General features: G+C 68.0%; 17 protein-coding genes. 11 read left to right on the top strand and 6 right to left on the bottom strand.

Annotated elements, in window-relative coordinates:
- Positions 1-41 precede the first annotated feature (41 nt).
- The 4 genes from H074_RS12065 to H074_RS12080 all read left to right on the top strand — a co-directional run bounded on the left by H074_RS12065 (position 42) and on the right by H074_RS12080 (position 4,880).
- The gene (locus tag H074_RS12065; protein WP_007030315.1) at positions 42-1,340 is read left to right on the top strand and encodes an ATP-grasp domain-containing protein; all 1,299 of its coding nucleotides are present in this window, start codon (positions 42-44) and stop codon (positions 1,338-1,340) included.
- Between the two features lie 3 nt (positions 1,341-1,343).
- On the top strand, positions 1,344-3,368 hold the full coding sequence (locus H074_RS12070) for a CocE/NonD family hydrolase (protein WP_007030316.1): 2,025 nt from the start codon (positions 1,344-1,346) through the stop codon (positions 3,366-3,368).
- Positions 3,355-4,278, top strand: a complete 924-nt coding sequence (locus H074_RS12075; RefSeq protein ID WP_007030317.1) for an alpha/beta hydrolase — start codon at positions 3,355-3,357, stop codon at positions 4,276-4,278. Before H074_RS12070 ends, H074_RS12075 begins: the two co-directional genes overlap by 14 nt.
- Positions 4,279-4,430: 152 nt before the next feature.
- A complete protein-coding gene (locus H074_RS12080; RefSeq protein WP_007030318.1) occupies positions 4,431-4,880 on the top strand; it encodes a DUF6098 family protein in 450 nt (149 codons plus the stop codon).
- A 448-nt stretch (positions 4,881-5,328) separates the two neighbouring features.
- Here H074_RS12080 and H074_RS12085 read toward each other — a convergent pair whose 3' ends face one another.
- Positions 5,329-6,417: a carboxylate-amine ligase gene (locus tag H074_RS12085; RefSeq protein ID WP_007030319.1), complete on the bottom strand. Its 1,089-nt coding sequence runs from the start codon at positions 6,415-6,417 to the stop codon at positions 5,329-5,331.
- Positions 6,418-6,487: 70 nt separating this feature from the next.
- Here H074_RS12085 and H074_RS12090 point away from each other — a divergent pair, with 70 nt between their 5' ends.
- Positions 6,488-6,847 (top strand): hypothetical protein, encoded by a 360-nt coding sequence (locus H074_RS12090; protein ID WP_007030320.1) that lies wholly within the window; start codon positions 6,488-6,490, stop codon positions 6,845-6,847.
- Positions 6,848-6,857: 10 nt separating this feature from the next.
- Here the strand turns inward: H074_RS12090 and H074_RS12095 are convergent, their stop codons facing one another.
- Positions 6,858-7,796, bottom strand: coding sequence for a universal stress protein (locus H074_RS12095; RefSeq protein ID WP_007030321.1), 939 nt, complete (start codon positions 7,794-7,796; stop codon positions 6,858-6,860).
- 118 nt (positions 7,797-7,914) lie between these two features.
- Here H074_RS12095 and H074_RS12100 point away from each other — a divergent pair, with 118 nt between their 5' ends.
- Complete coding sequence (locus H074_RS12100) at positions 7,915-8,106, top strand: DUF2795 domain-containing protein (RefSeq protein WP_007030322.1); 192 nt, start codon at positions 7,915-7,917, stop codon at positions 8,104-8,106.
- Between the two features lie 144 nt (positions 8,107-8,250).
- On the top strand, positions 8,251-8,544 hold the full coding sequence (locus H074_RS12105; RefSeq protein ID WP_007030323.1) for an STAS domain-containing protein: 294 nt from the start codon (positions 8,251-8,253) through the stop codon (positions 8,542-8,544).
- A 23-nt stretch (positions 8,545-8,567) separates the two neighbouring features.
- Here H074_RS12105 and H074_RS12110 read toward each other — a convergent pair whose 3' ends face one another.
- Together H074_RS12110 and H074_RS12115 are read right to left on the bottom strand one after the other, a co-directional pair.
- Positions 8,568-9,812: a PucR family transcriptional regulator gene (locus tag H074_RS12110; RefSeq protein WP_007030324.1), complete on the bottom strand. Its 1,245-nt coding sequence runs from the start codon at positions 9,810-9,812 to the stop codon at positions 8,568-8,570.
- A gap of 22 nt (positions 9,813-9,834) precedes the next feature.
- Positions 9,835-10,236, bottom strand: coding sequence for an STAS domain-containing protein (locus tag H074_RS12115; RefSeq protein WP_007030325.1), 402 nt, complete (start codon positions 10,234-10,236; stop codon positions 9,835-9,837).
- A gap of 210 nt (positions 10,237-10,446) precedes the next feature.
- Between H074_RS12115 and H074_RS12120 the strand changes: the two genes are divergently transcribed.
- Complete coding sequence (locus H074_RS12120; RefSeq protein ID WP_007030326.1) at positions 10,447-11,142, top strand: DNA alkylation repair protein; 696 nt, start codon at positions 10,447-10,449, stop codon at positions 11,140-11,142.
- Between the two features lie 78 nt (positions 11,143-11,220).
- On the opposite strand, the gene H074_RS12125 is transcribed toward H074_RS12120, so the two are convergent.
- A complete protein-coding gene (locus H074_RS12125) occupies positions 11,221-11,604 on the bottom strand; it encodes a nuclear transport factor 2 family protein (RefSeq protein WP_007030327.1) in 384 nt (127 codons plus the stop codon).
- 124 nt (positions 11,605-11,728) lie between these two features.
- Here H074_RS12125 and H074_RS12130 point away from each other — a divergent pair, with 124 nt between their 5' ends.
- A complete protein-coding gene (locus H074_RS12130) occupies positions 11,729-12,310 on the top strand; it encodes a PadR family transcriptional regulator (protein WP_007030328.1) in 582 nt (193 codons plus the stop codon).
- Positions 12,303-12,725, top strand: a complete 423-nt coding sequence (locus H074_RS12135) for a VOC family protein (RefSeq protein WP_039922277.1) — start codon at positions 12,303-12,305, stop codon at positions 12,723-12,725. The genes H074_RS12130 and H074_RS12135 overlap by 8 nt, the downstream gene beginning before the upstream one ends.
- A 6-nt stretch (positions 12,726-12,731) precedes the next feature.
- On the opposite strand, the gene H074_RS12140 is transcribed toward H074_RS12135, so the two are convergent.
- Positions 12,732-14,585, bottom strand: coding sequence for a glycoside hydrolase family 5 protein (locus H074_RS12140; RefSeq protein WP_039922240.1), 1,854 nt, complete (start codon positions 14,583-14,585; stop codon positions 12,732-12,734).
- Positions 14,586-14,656: 71 nt separating this feature from the next.
- Here H074_RS12140 and H074_RS12145 point away from each other — a divergent pair, with 71 nt between their 5' ends.
- On the top strand, positions 14,657-15,208 hold the full coding sequence (locus H074_RS12145) for a cysteine hydrolase family protein (protein WP_007030331.1): 552 nt from the start codon (positions 14,657-14,659) through the stop codon (positions 15,206-15,208).
- Positions 15,209-15,275: the final 67 nt, after the last annotated feature.

The raw sequence follows: 15,275 nt of genomic DNA on the forward strand, positions 1-15,275 counted from the left end.
GTCCTGGTTTTCGGGAGCACTCGACCGGGTAGCACTGGCCTATGACCACATCCTCCAGGCCCCCAGCGGAAAAGAACATCTTCGTCATCGGTCTCGACGACGCCAACGAGGAACTGCTGAGACGGCTTCCCGGTGCCGGCCGGTATCGCTTCCATGGCTTGCTGTCACCGGAGGAACTCCAGCACGGCGAGATCCCGATCGTGGAACTCGTGAAGAAGGCCGAGTCGCGATTGGACGCCTTCACCGGGCCGATCGACGCGATCGTCAGTTATTGGGACTTCCCGTCCTCGACGATGGTCGCCATGCTGTGCGAAAAGTACGGCCTCCCTGGTGTTTCGCTCGAGGCCGTACTGAAGTGCGAGCACAAGTACTGGAGCCGCCTCGAACAGTCGAAGGTGATCGACGAGGTCCCGTCGTTCGGCATCGTCGACCTGGACCAGGACGACCCCAGGCCGCCCGAGGGCGTCGATTACCCCATGTGGCTCAAGCCGGTGAAGTCGTTCTCCTCGGAGCTGGCCTTCCACGTCGCCGACGACGACGAGTTCGACAAGGCCGTCGCCGAGATCCGGGCAGGTGTCGACAGGGTAGGCAAACCCTTCGAACGCGTTCTCGGCAAGGTCGAGCTTCCCGCCGAGGTGGCCGAGGCCGGGGGAGCGGCGTGCCTCGCGGAGGGAGAGCTCAACGGTGTGCAGGCCGCTACCGAAGGATATGTCTACAAAGGACAAGTCACGGTCTACGGTGTTCTCGATTCGATCAACTACCCCGACTCGGCGTCCTTCCTGCGGCATCAGTACCCGTCGCAGCTGCCCGAGGACGCCGTCGAGCGGATGAAGGAGATCTCCGTCCGTGTGATGGAGCAGATCGGTTTCGACAACGCCACGTTCAGCATCGAGTTCTTCTGCCATCCCGAATCCGGGCAGGCCTGCCTGCTGGAGATCAATCCGCGGCATTCGCAGTCCCACGCGGAGCTGTTCGAGTACGTGGACGGGGTGGCGAACCACCAGATCATGGTCCAGCTGGGCCTCGGCCAGGATCCCGGAAGGCGGCGGAACAAGGGCGACTACCGGATCGCGGGCAAGTGGTACCACCGCCGGTTCCGTGACGGGCTGGTCACGCGGGTGCCCACACGGGGTGAGATCGCGGACCTGGAGACGGAGATCCCCGGGGTGAAGATCGAACTGGTGGCGGAGAAGGGGCTACGGCTCTCCGACCTGCCCGAACAGGACAGCTACAGCTACGAACTCGCGCACATCTTCGTCGCGGCGCAGACCGAACGGGAGATGGAGAGCAAGTACCGCCGGTGCACCGAGGCGCTGCGGTTCGACTTCGAGGAGGGATAGCCCATGCGGACGGTGGCTTCGCTGCCGTACGAGATCACCGAGGAGGACCACGTCTGGATCCCGGTCTCCGACGGTGTCCGGCTGTCGGCCCGGATCTGGCGGCCGGTCGCTTCGGACGGCGAGCCCGTCCCGGCGATCCTGGAGTACATCCCGTACCGGCACCGCGATCTGACCTCGGTCCGGGACTCCGTGCACCACCCCTATCTGGCCGGGCACGGCTACGCCTGTGTGCGCGTGGACATCCGAGGCTCGGGGGAGTCGGAGGGTGTCCTCGCCGACGAGTACCTCGAACGGGAGCAACTCGACGCCGAGGACGTCCTCGAATGGATCGCCGCGCAGCCGTGGTGCTCCGGCCGCACCGGCATGATGGGGATCTCCTGGGGCGGGTTCGCCGCCCTGCAGGTGGCGGCGCGCAAACCACCGAGTCTGACCGCGATCGCGATCTCTTCGTTCACCGACGACCGGTACTCCGACGACATGCACTACATGGGCGGCTGCCTGCTCTCGGACAACGTCGCCGAAGCCTCCACGATGTTCGCCTACGCCACGTTGCCGCCCGACCCCGCGCTGGCGGGCGAACGATGGCGCGAACTGTGGCACGAACGGCTGGAGAACTGCGGTCTCTGGGTCGGCGAATGGCTGAGCCACCAGCGCCGGGACGACTACTGGCGGCACGCGTCGGTCTGCGAGAACTACAGCGACGTCCAGGTACCCGTGCTCGCCTCCAGCGGCTGGGCGGACGGGTACTCGAACGCCGTCTCGCGGCTGCTGGCCAATCTCGACGTGCCCCGCCGTGGTCTGATCGGGCCGTGGTCCCACAAGTATCCGCACCTCGGACGGCCAGGCCCCGCCATCGGGTATCTGCAGGAGCTCGTCCGCTGGTGGGACCACTGGTTGAAGGACGTCGAGAACGGCGTCATGGACGGGCCGATGCTGCAGACCTGGATGCAGGACAGCGTGCCGCCGTCGACCTCGTACGAGGACCGTCCCGGTCGCTGGGTGGGGGAGCCGTCATGGCCTTCACCGCATGTGCGCCCGTCCGAGCACCGGCTCGCCCGGCACCGGATCGCGCGCCCCGGCGAGGAGGTCCCGGCGGAGGACCTGTCGGTGGAATCGCCGCTTTCGGTCGGTCAGTTCGCCGGAAAGTGGGCCTCCTACAGCGCTCCGCCCGATCTGCCGTATGACCAGCGTGAGGAGGACGGCGGCTCGCTCGTCTTCGACACCGACGTGCTCGCCGAGCCGTGTGAAATCCTCGGTTCGCCGGTGGTGGATCTGGAGGTCTCGGCGGACAAACCGGTCGCGCAGGTCGCCGTCCGGCTGTCCGATGTCGCGCCGGACGGCAGGGCCACGCGGGTGACCTACGGTCTGCTGAACCTGACCCATCGGGACGGGCACGATGATCCTGAGCCACTGGAACCGGGCAAGCGGTACCGGGTCCGCGTCGAGCTCAACGCGGTCGCGCAGGCCTTCCCCGCCGGGCACCGGATCCGGTTGTCGATCTCGTCGTCGTACTGGCCGCTGGCGTGGCCGCCGCCGGAACCGGCGATGGTGACCGTCCACACCGGACAGAGCACGCTCACGCTGCCGGTGCGGCCGGTGGCGGAAGCGGACGAGGTCCCGGCGCGGCCGTTCGGCGAACCCGAAGGCGCGGAACCGCTTCCCGCCACCCAGATCGAACCCGGCGAGCAGCGCTGGACCGTCTCCCGTGACCTGATCGACTACCGCTCCGCCCTCGAGATCGTGAAGAACGAGGGCAAGGTCCGGTTCGACGACATCGACCTCGAGGTCACCAGGAACGTGTTCGAGCGCTATTCGTGGGTGGCCGACGACTTCTGTTCGCCGGTCGCGGAGACGGCGTGGTCGATGACGTTCGCCCGCGACGGCTGGGAGGCCAGGAGCGAGACCCGGACCCGGGTCTCCTGCACACCCACGGAGTTCGTGATCGACGCGCAGCTCGACGGCTACGAAGGGGAGCGAAGGACATTTTCCCGCAACTGGCATCGGACGGTACCCCGTGATCAGGTCTAAGACGAGCCTCGCGGCGAAATCGCTGCTCGCGTGGCTGCGCCTCACCAACCGGAAGCGCACCTACGCCGAGCTCGACCGATTCCGCCGGAGCATCGAAAGCAGTCAGGCGAAGGGCGATCGGGGGCCGATCCGCTCGATCAGGCGCCGGTTCGACGTCCAGCGGTCCGAAGTGGACGGACGGCCGTGCTATACCATCCGCCCGCCGGGCGGTGGGGACGGGAAGCGGGTGCTGTACTTCCACGGTGGTGCCTACGTGCATCAGATCCAGCACGACCACTGGCGGTTCTTCGGACGGCTGATCGATCGCACCGGATGCGCGGTCACCGTGCCGATCTACCCGCTGGCCCCGGAGCACCAGTGCCCGGAGACCACCGCGTTCGTCCGGCGCGCCTACGACGTTTTCTCCGCGGGTGCCGGCCCGGAGGAGCAGATCGTGATGGGGGATTCCGCCGGTGCGGGGATCGCTCTGGCACTCACCAAGGCGCTGCGGGACGAAGGCTCGCCGGTGCCCAAGGAGACCGTCCTCTTGTCGCCGTGGCTGGACCTGACGATGACCCATCCGGCGCAACCCGCCCTCGACCGGCGTGACCCGTACCTGGCGCTCACCGGCCTGAACGAGGCGGCCAGGCTCTATAGTGGACGGTTACCGCGCACCGATCCCAGGCTCAGTCCGTTGTCCGGTGATCTTTCCGGCCTCGGGGCGCTGTCCGTCTACATCGGAACAAAGGATGTCCTCCTCTCGGACGCCCGTCGTCTTCGTACGCTGTGCACCGAACAGGGCGTGCCGCTGAGCTACCACGAGTACGAGGGCATGATCCACGCGTGGATGCTGGCCTCGATCCCGGAAGCGAGGCTCGCACTGGAGGAGATCGCGCATCTCGTGGACCGGTCGCTCGTGAAAACGGTGTAGTTCCTCCCGTGAGCGGGTAACCGGAAGGCAATGGCCGGCGTAGCGAGGTTGCACGTCCGCCGGCCGTGAGGTGGACCGGCGTGGGCAGCCCCGGCGGAGCAGGGACGCCGGCACGCCGGTCACCGTGTCCACCGTTCGCACTGGAGCGCTCGATGCAGCAGTTGGAGTCACTGGGGGAACTCGCCGCACTGGTCCGGCGGCGGAAACGCCTGTACGTGAGGTGGGCGCCGACCCCCGAGCATCGCCCCGGCACGAGCCGGGACGAGCTCACTGGGGCGGAACTGCCTGGACTCTCGGTGAATCCTCTCGACCCCGAACCCTGGTGGCGGGATCAGCCGCTCGAACTCTGGCTGGCCAGGCGGCTTTACGACTACTGCCACCTCAGCCACGAACGCCGTCGTGAGACCAAGCCTTGGGTGCTGGCGGGCCGGGTGGTCGGTTCGGGACCGGACAACGAGCCGCTGCTGACCGATCCCGAACCCGTCGCGCGTGTCCGTACCGCCGTTCTCGACGAGGCTCGGGAGCTGTTGCGCGAAAGGGCGCGGCACAACGCGGACTGGGGCCCATTGCGCCGACCGCCGGAGCTGCATCAGGCGCCCTGAGCGGCGGACCGTGGTGGGTCTCGTGAGTGGTAAGGACGGTTATTAAGGGGTAAGGCAAACGTGGCGTGGTGCGGGTGGCGGCGGGAGCGGGCTCGCCGCAGCGACCTGGCGCATTCTGACTATCCATACGAGACACCGACCCCAATCAAATGCCCGATTTGTGTACTTTGCGCGGCTTCGCGCAGGGGTCGTGAGTGTTAAAGAGCGCAACATCTAACCCTCATTATCACTCACGACCCCCGTGTGAAACTGCGCATATGGGCATCAATCGGATATTTTGCCGCCAAGGAGTGTCCCCTGTGGACACTCGGTGCACGGCCGGCCCCGCCGGTCAGTCCAGAACAACGCGGCGCAGGACTCGCTGTCCGCCGTGAAGCCGGCGAAGAAGGCCGTCACCACAGGAGCCTCGGTCAGGACACGTTTGCCTTACCCCTCAATAGAACCGCCCTTACCCCTCACGAGGCCGGACGGCCAGCAGATCCACCACGTCTTCCGCGCATTCCCGCTTGGCGAACCGTGCCCGTTGACGGTCGGCCCCGCTGCCCTCGGCGACCAGCTTGGCGCAGCCGTCGCGGACGAAATCGAGGTCACCGGTCTCTTTGAGGGCGCCGGCGGCGAAGGTGACGACGTCGTCGAGGACGTCGCTCGCCGGTGCGAGGTCGCCGGTCCGGAAATGCGGGCAGCGGCCGGAGAGCCCTTCCCGCGACGCGCGCCAGATCTGCGCCCGCAACACTTCGTTGGACAGGTCCGAGGGGCGTTCTTCCGAAGCGAGGATCGTGCCGACCAGCCCGCGGATCAGCACCCCGAACAGAACCGCTTCACCTGCGGTGGCCGCGACGTCGCCGAGCCGGAACTCCACCGTCGGCTGCTTCTCGGAAAGCCTTACGTCCCAGTAGACCATCGCGCGATCGAGGATGGCGCCCGCGCGGAGCCACGCGTCGACGATGCTTTCGTAGTGGTCCAGCGAGGTGAACAGGGGCGGCGAGCCGGCCGAAGGCCAGCGGTTCCACTGCTGGTAACGCCAGCTGGCGTATCCGGTGTCGTACCCGTCGCAGATCGCGGAATTGGCGGTCATGGTCAGCAGCGCGGGCAGGAAGGGCCGGACGTGGTTGATCACTCGGATGCCGGTTTCCCGATCGGGGATGGCGATGTGGACGTGACAGCCGCAGGTGTGCGACGTCCGCGCGGTCGCGCCGAAGTGTTCGGACATCCGTTCGTAGCGCGGATTCGGGGTGATGGCGGGTAAAGCCGTTTCCGCCAGCGGTGCGCTGCCGCTGGGCAGCAGGCGGCAGCCTCGCCGGGCGGCGCCTTGGGCCAGCTCCGCCCGTAGCGTCGTCAGCTGCCGCTCGGCCTCGTCATGTGTCGTGCAGACACCGGTGGCGGATTCGGCCTGCGAGCGCGTGAGCTCCTGCTGAAGTTCGCCCTGTTCCTCGTCCGCCGCTTCCACGACGGAGTCACCCGCGGGGGAAAGGTGACCGTATCGATCCACCACGAAGAACTCTTCCTCGACTCCGAAAGTGAGCACGTCGTCGTTCACAGTCGCTGATACCCCTGGCCACTTCGGCACAAACTTGTTTTCGCAGGTCGCGGACGGGGTATTCCAGGGCATGAGACCGAACTCGGAGGAGCCGCCGTATCTGCTGGCCGCACAGGCCGGCACAGTCGTGCGTCACCTGCATAGCCGCCTGCGGGCCGGCGAAGCGGCGTCACCCGCCGACCTCTGCCGGACCATCGGTGCGCTGCAGCAGCTCGCCGACGACCTCGTGCAGGTCCTGCCGGGTTTGCAAGGGCAGCTCGAAGAGAGCCTGCTGGACGGCCAGGTCGGCGCGGGCGATACAGCGGGTGAAGCGTGGGGCAAGGTCGCCGAGGTCGGTTACGCGCTCGCCCAGGCTCGTACGGGCGGTCTCCTGATGGCCGCGGAACTGCGTGTTTCGCGACGGATGCTCGGAGAACTGGCTTCTTCGTGATCCGCCGCGCTCAGCCGACCGGCTGAGCGCGGACCACCGCCACCGGGCAATGCGCGTGGTGCAGCGCGTCGTCGCTGACCGAACCCAGCAGCAGCCGCCGGAGATCGCCGTGATCGCTCCGGCCGAGCACCAGGAGCGCGGCCTCACTGGACTGCACGGTCAACGCCTGCGCGGCGGGCCCTACCCCGTGCACCGTTTCCACGGCGACGTCCGGATAGCGCTCCCGCCACGGCTTGAGCTGCCGGGCGACGAGTTCGTCGGCGACCTCCTGGGGGATGCCGGGTGCCGGATCCAGTACCGGTCCGCCGAGCAGGGGCTCGGTCGCGGGACCCCAGAGTGGCATCCGCGCGACGTGGACCGCGTGCACGGTGACCCCGTGACGAGCGGCGAAGTCGAACGCGAAGCCGGCCGCCTGCGCGCTCTGCTCCGAGCCGTCGGTACCCAGGATCACCGGCCCGCCCGGAGGCGGCTCTTCCCCGCGCACGACCACGACAGGACGTCCGGCGGTCTTGGTCACGCCGGATTCCGTCGAGCCGAGGACAGCCCTGGTGAACAACCCCGTGTGGGATTCGCCCAGCACGATCATCGCCGCGTCCGTCTCCTCGGCGACCGAGGTCAGGACCTGCTCCGGAGTGCCGCCGCGGACGACCGTGCGGACGTCGAGACCGGGGTCGGAGCGCTCCAGGGCTTCGGCCATCGAAGCGAGCTGCCGACGGGCAGGCTCCACCTCGGCCGCTTCGTCGGCGGCCTGGGGGACCGCTTCGTTCAGCGGTGTCGCGACAGGGTCGGAGCCGGGTGGGGGGAGCCTGTCGCGGGTGCAGTACGCGAGGACCAGGCCCAGACCGCGGGTCTTCGCCTCGGCAACCGCCCAGCGGACGGCGCGGCGAGCTTCGGGCGACCCGTCGAAACCGGTCACGACCGGCCCGGTACCGCTCTGTACAGCGGACATGGAACATCACCTCCGACCTGCTGGTGGTACCCGCTTTCCCCGGTGTTCAAGCGCAGGCGTTTCCCCGGCCGCCCGCCGGGTACGCGAAGCGGGCAACCCATCGGAACGAGGAGAAACAGTGAGCAAAGTGAACCCGATCGAAATCCAGAAGTGCCTCGCGGGCGTCGACTACCCGGCGGGCAGGGACGATCTCGTCCGGGCCGCCGAGGGCAACGGCGCCGACGAACAGACGCTCGATCTGCTGCGGAAACTTCCCGACCGGAAGTACGAAGGCCCCAGCGGAGTGAACAAGGAGCTCGCGAAGGAGTAGACGGTTTCATCGGACGCGGTGCCGGGGTACCTCCACCATATGACTTCCCCGTCAACGCCCCGCGCGCTTGACACGAAGCGCGCCTTTTCAGGAATCTCCCGACAGCGGGCACCCGAAGAATCCTGCGGACGTCTCCGACTGCACGTGAGCAGGCCGACGAAAGGGACCGCCGTCGTCAAGGCGAACGGTGAGGTCGATCTCGGCACCGCGCCGAGACTGTGGGACATGCTGAGCCAGCGGCTTCACGGCAGCGGCACCACGGTGATCGTCAACCTGTCCGAACTCGAGTTCTTCGGTGCGACGGGCGTCCGGGTGCTCGAACGGGCGCAGTTGCTCGCCGAAGACAGGCACACGCTCCTCTTCGTCTTCCCGGGTGAATGCCGGTCCGCCCGCCGGATGCTCGACCTCTGCGATCGCGAGGCCCTCCACGTCCTGTAGACGTCTTTGATGACGCGTCACAATCACTCCCGGCAGGTGGCCGTGCGGGCCGAAAGAGCCGCGTTCAGCAGGGCGATGTGTTCGAGCCGGGTGGGGTCCAGGCCGGTGAGGTCGGCGACCCGGCGCAGGCGGTAGTCGACGGTGTTGGGGTGGACGTGCAGCGCCGCGGCGGTCTGCCGTCGTCCTCCACGGCGGAGGAAGGTTTCCAACGTCTGCAGAAGTTCTTCGTTGCCCTCCAGCGGTGCCAGCCGGATGGCCAGCCGGTCGCGTGCCGGACCAGGACGCGAAAGCTGGTATTCGAGCAGGACGTCGTCGAGCCGGTACAGCCCGGGCGGCCGTCCGGCCGCGGTGGCGACCGCGAGCACGTCCTGTGCGAGCCTAGCCGCGACGTGCACCCCGGACGGTTCGGCCGCGGCGGTTGCGGCGAAGACCTCCGCTCCCGCCGTACGGGCGACGTCGGCGAGGACCCGCTCCAACCGCGCCCAGTCGCGTGTGGACAGTTCATCGGCCGCGGTTTCGTGCGGCAGCAAGGCGATGCCACCTTCGGGTGTGAGAGAGGTCAGGACCGTGCCCCGGATCTGGCGCTCGAGTTCGACCCGCAGCCGCCGGAGTTTCCGGCGTCCGGCGACCAGCGGATCGACCCCGTCGACCTCCTCGTCCGGATGCGCCCCGACCGACGCCGCGAGGACGATGTAGCACGGCGGCAGGCGCAGGCCGGCCTGTCCCGCCGCGACCTCCGCGGGTTCACCGTCGAGCAGCGCGGAGAGCACCGCGTGCCGAGCTGAACGTTCGTCGTCGAACATCGTCTGACGCTCGTCGAGGTACCCCGCGCCGACCGCGGGTGTGACCACCTCCAGATAACGCAGGGTCAGCGCGTTGACCGCCAGGACGTCGGCGACCTCGTCCGGGCGCGCGTCCGGTGTCAGTGACGCCCAGACCACCTGGATGCCGATGTGGTACGCGGTGAGCACGATGTCGATCGGGATGCCCTCCTCCGCGCGCCGGGCGGCCGATTCACGCAGGAAGTCGAGTTCTTCCCGCGTCGGCGTGGCCCCGGTGCGCAGAGTGTCGATGAACGAACGGAGGTTTTGCTCGATCACGTGCGTGATGTCGCCGCTGAGTTCCTCGGCGGGCAGCAGGCGGTACTCCGGGATCCGGGAGACGATCTCGGAGAGCACCGTCTTCGCGAGCGACGGCAGGACCTCGGCCAGCCGTTCCGCCAGTGGACGCCCGCCGATGCGGAACCCTGGATCCTTGTCGCCCGTCACAACCGCCCATCATGACAGCTGGTCAGCGCACGAGCGCGTCCCGTGCCGAATCGAGGGTCGGGTGCACGATGAAGACCGCGTCGAGGCCGAGCAGCGCCATCGGGCGCAGCAGGGCTCGTTCCTGGGTGACGATGATGAACGGGACGCCTGCCTCTTCGGCCTTCGTGCGGATCTGGACGAGAACGGTGAAACCGGATGAATCGCAGAAACTGATCGCGGACAGGTCCGCGATCAGCGCCGCCGGTGTGAAGCGCAGCTCTTCGTCCAGTGCCCGTCGCAGGTCGTCGGAGACACCGAGGTCGATTTCACCGGACACGGTGACCACGGTGTCGGTGGCGGAGGCGGTGATCGAGATGTCGAGAGGCGACACGAACCTCCGCGTCGAGCGGGGCAGAGCGGAAGCGGGAGCGCGGTAGTCGGTCAAGTTGACTCCTTGCCGGTATGGGGGCCGGCTGCTGCCCGGTGGACATGCCGGACCCAGAACAAAGGACCCCGGCGGCTGGTGTCTGAACCGCGACGGGTCAACCGTAGCAGCCTCGTGGCTCGACTTGCCGGATGAGCGATGCCAGGCCGGTCACAGGCACGCGGAGTGCCTCGTAGGCTGGACGCCACACGTAGTGGACGGGAGGCCGAGGTGACCGGGACGACGACGGCCGAGGTGATGGCTGAACTGGCCGCTCTCGAGGACCCGCGCGCACGTCAGGTGAACGAGAAACACGGCGACGACCACGGGGTGAACCTCGGCAAGCTGCGTGCGGTCGCGAAGCGGCTGAAAACGCAGCAAGAGCTCGCACGCGAGCTCTGGGAAACGGACGACACCGCGGCGAAACTGCTCGCGCTCCTGATCTGCCGTCCGAAGGCGTTCGACCGCGACGATCTGGACCGCATGGTGCGCGAGGCGCGCACCCCGAAGGTGCACGACTGGCTCGTGAACTACGTGGTCAAGAAGAATCCGCACGCCGAGGAGCTGCGCCTGGCCTGGTCCGCCGATCCGGAGCCCGTGGTCGCGAGCGCCGGCTGGGCGTTGACCACCGAACGCGTGGCGAAGAAGCCCGAGGGTCTCGATCTCCCCCGGCTGCTCGACGTCATCGAGGCGGAGATGAAGACCGCGCCGGATCGCCTGCAGTGGGCGATGAACCACTGCCTGGCGCAGATCGGGATCGACCACGCGGAACACCGTGCCCGGGCGATCGACATAGGGGAGCGCCTGGAAGTGCTCAAGGACTATCCGACCCCGCCGGACTGCACGTCGCCGTTCGCGCCCGTGTGGATCGCCGAGATGGTGCGACGGCAGCACGAGCTGGAGGTTGATCGCAGGCCCGGTCCGTGAAGGCCTCCTTGAGGGACTCTGGGTCCCTCAAGGAGGCCTTCACGGACTCGAGAAGGTACGGAGGAGTGGACCGACGTCTCAGCCGACCGCGTCCGCCTTGATGGCCTCGAACTGGGCGCCCATGCGCGCCGCGAGCGCCTCCGCCGCCCGCAACGGCCGGACCATCACCTTGAAGTCGGTGATCTTGCCGTCGGTGTCGAAGGTCAGGAGGTCGCAGCCGTTGATCTCCAGCCCGTCGACCGTCGCTTCGAACTCGTACACGTGGTGCGCGCCGTCGTGGATCTCGCGGACGTAGCGGAAGTCCTCGAACACGCGCAGGACCCCGCGCAGGATCGCCGCGGTGATCGCCTTCCCCTGGTAGGGCTTGAACGCCACCGGGCTGGTGAAGACCACGTCGTCGGCGAGCAACGCCTCGATCGCGGCGGCGTCCTTCGCTTCGACTGCTTCACGGAACGTGGGCATGGCGATCTCCTCATAGTCAACTTGTTGAGTAGACGCCGCCGAGCGTAGGTGATCACCACGCCACTGTCCATCAAAGTGTCTAATCAACTTTGCGACTAATCGGCACAGTGACTATCATCGCGCCATGGCGCTGCGGAACGCGATCCTCGCGACGCTCCTGGACGGCGAGTCCTCGGGCTACGACCTGGCGAAGAGCTTCAACGCCTCGGTCGCCAACTTCTGGACCGCGACGCCGCAGCAGCTTTACCGTGAGCTGGACAAGATGGAATCGCAGGGCCTGGTGGCGGCACGGGTCGTCGAACAGCAACGGCGTCCCAACAAGCGGCTCTTCTCCTTGACCGACGCGGGCGCGGCCGAACTCGCCGGCTTCACCACGCGAGCGCCGAAGCCGACCGCGATCCGTGACGAACTGCTGGTGCAGGTCCAGGCGGTCGAGGCAGGCGACGACGAGGGGATCCGGCGCTCCGTCGCGGACAGGATGGCCATCGCCGAAACGAAGCTCAAACGGTTCGAACGTCTCCGGGAGCGGATGCTCGGCGACTCCGCCGAGGCCGAGTTCCTCGCGACCGCGCCCCGTGTCGGGCCGTATCTGACCCTCGCCCGCGGGATCGCGTTCGAACAAGAGAACATCCGCTGGTGTGAACAGGTTCTCGCGGTGCTCGACCGGCGTGCGGCCGCGGGTGACGGAGGTGATCGGCTTGGTTGAGCGGAAGACGGGTCCGAAGTTCCGCCAGGTGGTGCTGGACTGCACCGATGCCCGTGCCCTGGCGGAGTTCTACCGCCGCCTGCTGGTGTGGGACTACCGCCCCGGCGACGAAGCATCCTCCTCCGGCGCCGAGGACAAGGACTGGCTGGTACTGAGAAACCCGGACGGCGGGGCGCAGATCGCCTTCCAGCAGGTCGATCGGCTGCCGGAAGCGAGCTGGCCGGACGCCGAACCCGTGCCCCAGCAACTGCACCTGGACCTGACCGTGGACTCGGTCGAGGAACTCGAGGAGCAGCACGCCCGTGTCCTCGAACTCGGCGGGCGGCTCAGGTACGACCGCAGCGACCACCCGGAAGAACCCTTGCGCGTCTACGCGGATCCGGCGGGGCATCCGTTCTGCGTCTTCGTCGCCTGAACGCGCTCAGGCTCGGCAAAGCAGCGCGTCAGGGGTGCGATTCGAGCCGATACGGCCGGTGTACGCGACTCCGGCGACGTACTCGCCCGGTGCGCATTGCCCTTTGTAGTGGCCCGACGCGAAGTCACCGCCGGGAGTCCCGGGCGGCCGGTTGTCGCCGCGGTCGAACCAGACCGTCCGGCCGGTTCGGCCCAGCGGGGTGGCGGACCGGCCGCACAACAGGGCGGAGAACGCCGAACCGGTGACGCTGTGACCGACCGCGGCGTGATCGGGCGGGCATTGCACCTTGGTGTAGCCGGACGCCCAGTCGGTGTCCACATAGGATTCCCCGCGGACCACGGCGTATCCCGTCGGGACGGCGAGCGTGCCGGTGCACAGACCCCGGTTCCCGGTGTGGGAAAGACCGCTGAGCCGCTGGCCGTCGGGGCAGGCTCCCTTGCGCGCGCCCGGATCCCAGTCCGCCATCCCGCGAACCGCGCGGGACGCCTGGAAATCGGCGTGGTCGAGATTGAGCATCGACCAGCGCTCGGTCTCCGGGATCCGGCCGGAGCGGGATGGCGAGCTCACCAGCCGCCGCCACGCGGGGCCACGCCAGTCCGTGCCGTCGAGCACGTCGACGCGCCTGCCGGCGGTGTCCCACGAGAGCAACGACCACCCGTTGCCCGTGTCGCCGTCGTGGAAGCCGACCGCGGGCCAGTAGGCGAAGTCGGTGTCGGTCTCGGCGAGATAGCCGACGAAGTTCTCGAACCAGGCGCGGCTCGCCGCATCGGTGGTGTGACGGCCTTCGCCGAACTCACTGATCCAGAGCGGCGCGGTGTAGTGCTTGCCGGTCTCCGCCGAGACGAAGAACGCTTGCCGGTGAAGGACATCGCGTAATTCCTGGGGTGACAGGTCGCGGTAGCGCGGGTCGTGGGTCTCGCCGGTGCCGGTCGCTCCGGAGTGGTTCGGACCGGTGTAGCCGTAGAAATGCGCGGCGTAGACCAGTTTTCCGGAGTCCACGAGCGTATGCGACAGCGTGCGGGCCGGTTCCAGCGTGGGCCTCCCGTGGGGAAGGCCGTCGACGGGCAGGCCGGTCCAGTTGATGCCCTCGACGATGAGCAGCAGGCCGGGATTGGCCTCGGTCTGGATGCGATCGGCCACTCGCTGGCTCGCGCGCTGCCAGTCCGTGGCGTTTCCCCAGCCCCAATTGGGATCGTCGAAGACGTTGCGGCGGACCTCGTTGTACAGATCGGCGCCGACCACCCGCTTGTTCGCGGCGTAGCGGCGGGCCATGAACAGCCAGTCGTCCTGCCACCGCTGCTCGGTCTGCGCGGTGTTCCAGCGCTCGTTGCCGTCGAGACCACAGCACCAGCGGGAGGTCGTGGTGTGGTTGTTGAGGATCACCGCGAACCCGCGTGCGGTCAGCCGCGTGACGACGCGGTCGTAGACCTGCAACGGGGTCAGGCCGCGCAGCTCCGGATTCGCCGGGAGATCGGGGACCGGCCTGGTGTCGTGGATCATCGCGTTGGAGAAAGGAAGCCGGACACTGTTCAGGCCCAGCTCCGCCAGTCCGTCGATGATCGTGTCGATCGCCGCCCGGTCCAGCCCGAGCGGCGTCTGGTAGGCGATCTCACCGGCGTGGTGCGCGGCCGGATCGTTCACGTCGCCCGACCCGGTCCACGTACCGCTCGCGCCGTGCCAGTTGGCGGCCTTCAGTTTGAACCGGTCGCCCGCCGCGTCGACGATGTAGCGGCCGCGCGTGCTGAGCGGTGCGACCCAGGCCGCGGGGTCCGTCTCGGCGCGGGCAGGCGCGAGCGGGGGAGGGGGAACCACGATTCCGGCGGTCACCAGTGCGGCGAGCAGCACACTCTTGATCCTCACCCGCCGGAGGCTAGCCACTCGCTTGGCCGGTTGTATACGGACGTTCGGGTTGCTGTTGGTAGCTTCCCGCCATGACCACCGCGCTGATCATCGGTGACCTCCAGCGAGGCATCACGGGCAATTACCCTTTCGCCAAACAAGTCCTGCCTCCGATCGAAGCCCTCCTGCCGCGCGCGCGTGCGGCAGGCGCGCTCGTCGTGTTCGTGCACTTCGCGCTCCGGGGCAACGGGGCCGACCTGCCTCCGGAGAACGCCTTGTTCAAGACGTTCCACGAAGCGGGAGATACGTTCCACGAGGGTTCGGCCGGGACCGAGATGGATCTGCCGGTCGCCGACGAGGACGTGGTCGTGCTGAAACGCCGTGCCAGCGCGTTCGCCGGTACGGATCTCGATCTGGTGCTCCGCGCCCGGGGTGTCGGCACCGTCGCGATCGCCGGGGTCGCGACCAGCGCGATGGTGGCCGCTACGTCCTACGACGCGGCGGACCGCGGCTATCACGTGACCGTGCTGCGCGACGGTTGCGCCGATGGTGACCCGGCGATGCACGACTTCTTCGTGGACGCGGTCTTCCCGAGCCGCGGGTTCGAGGTCGTGACGTGCGCGGACTGGCTCGTGCGCGATTGAGGACGCCCTCTCGGATCCACGAGCGCGAATAAATCGCGGGAGCGAATCGCCCGGATATGGCACCGTG

Source organism: Amycolatopsis decaplanina DSM 44594, from assembly GCF_000342005.1.
Taxonomy (GTDB): domain Bacteria; phylum Actinomycetota; class Actinomycetes; order Mycobacteriales; family Pseudonocardiaceae; genus Amycolatopsis; species Amycolatopsis decaplanina.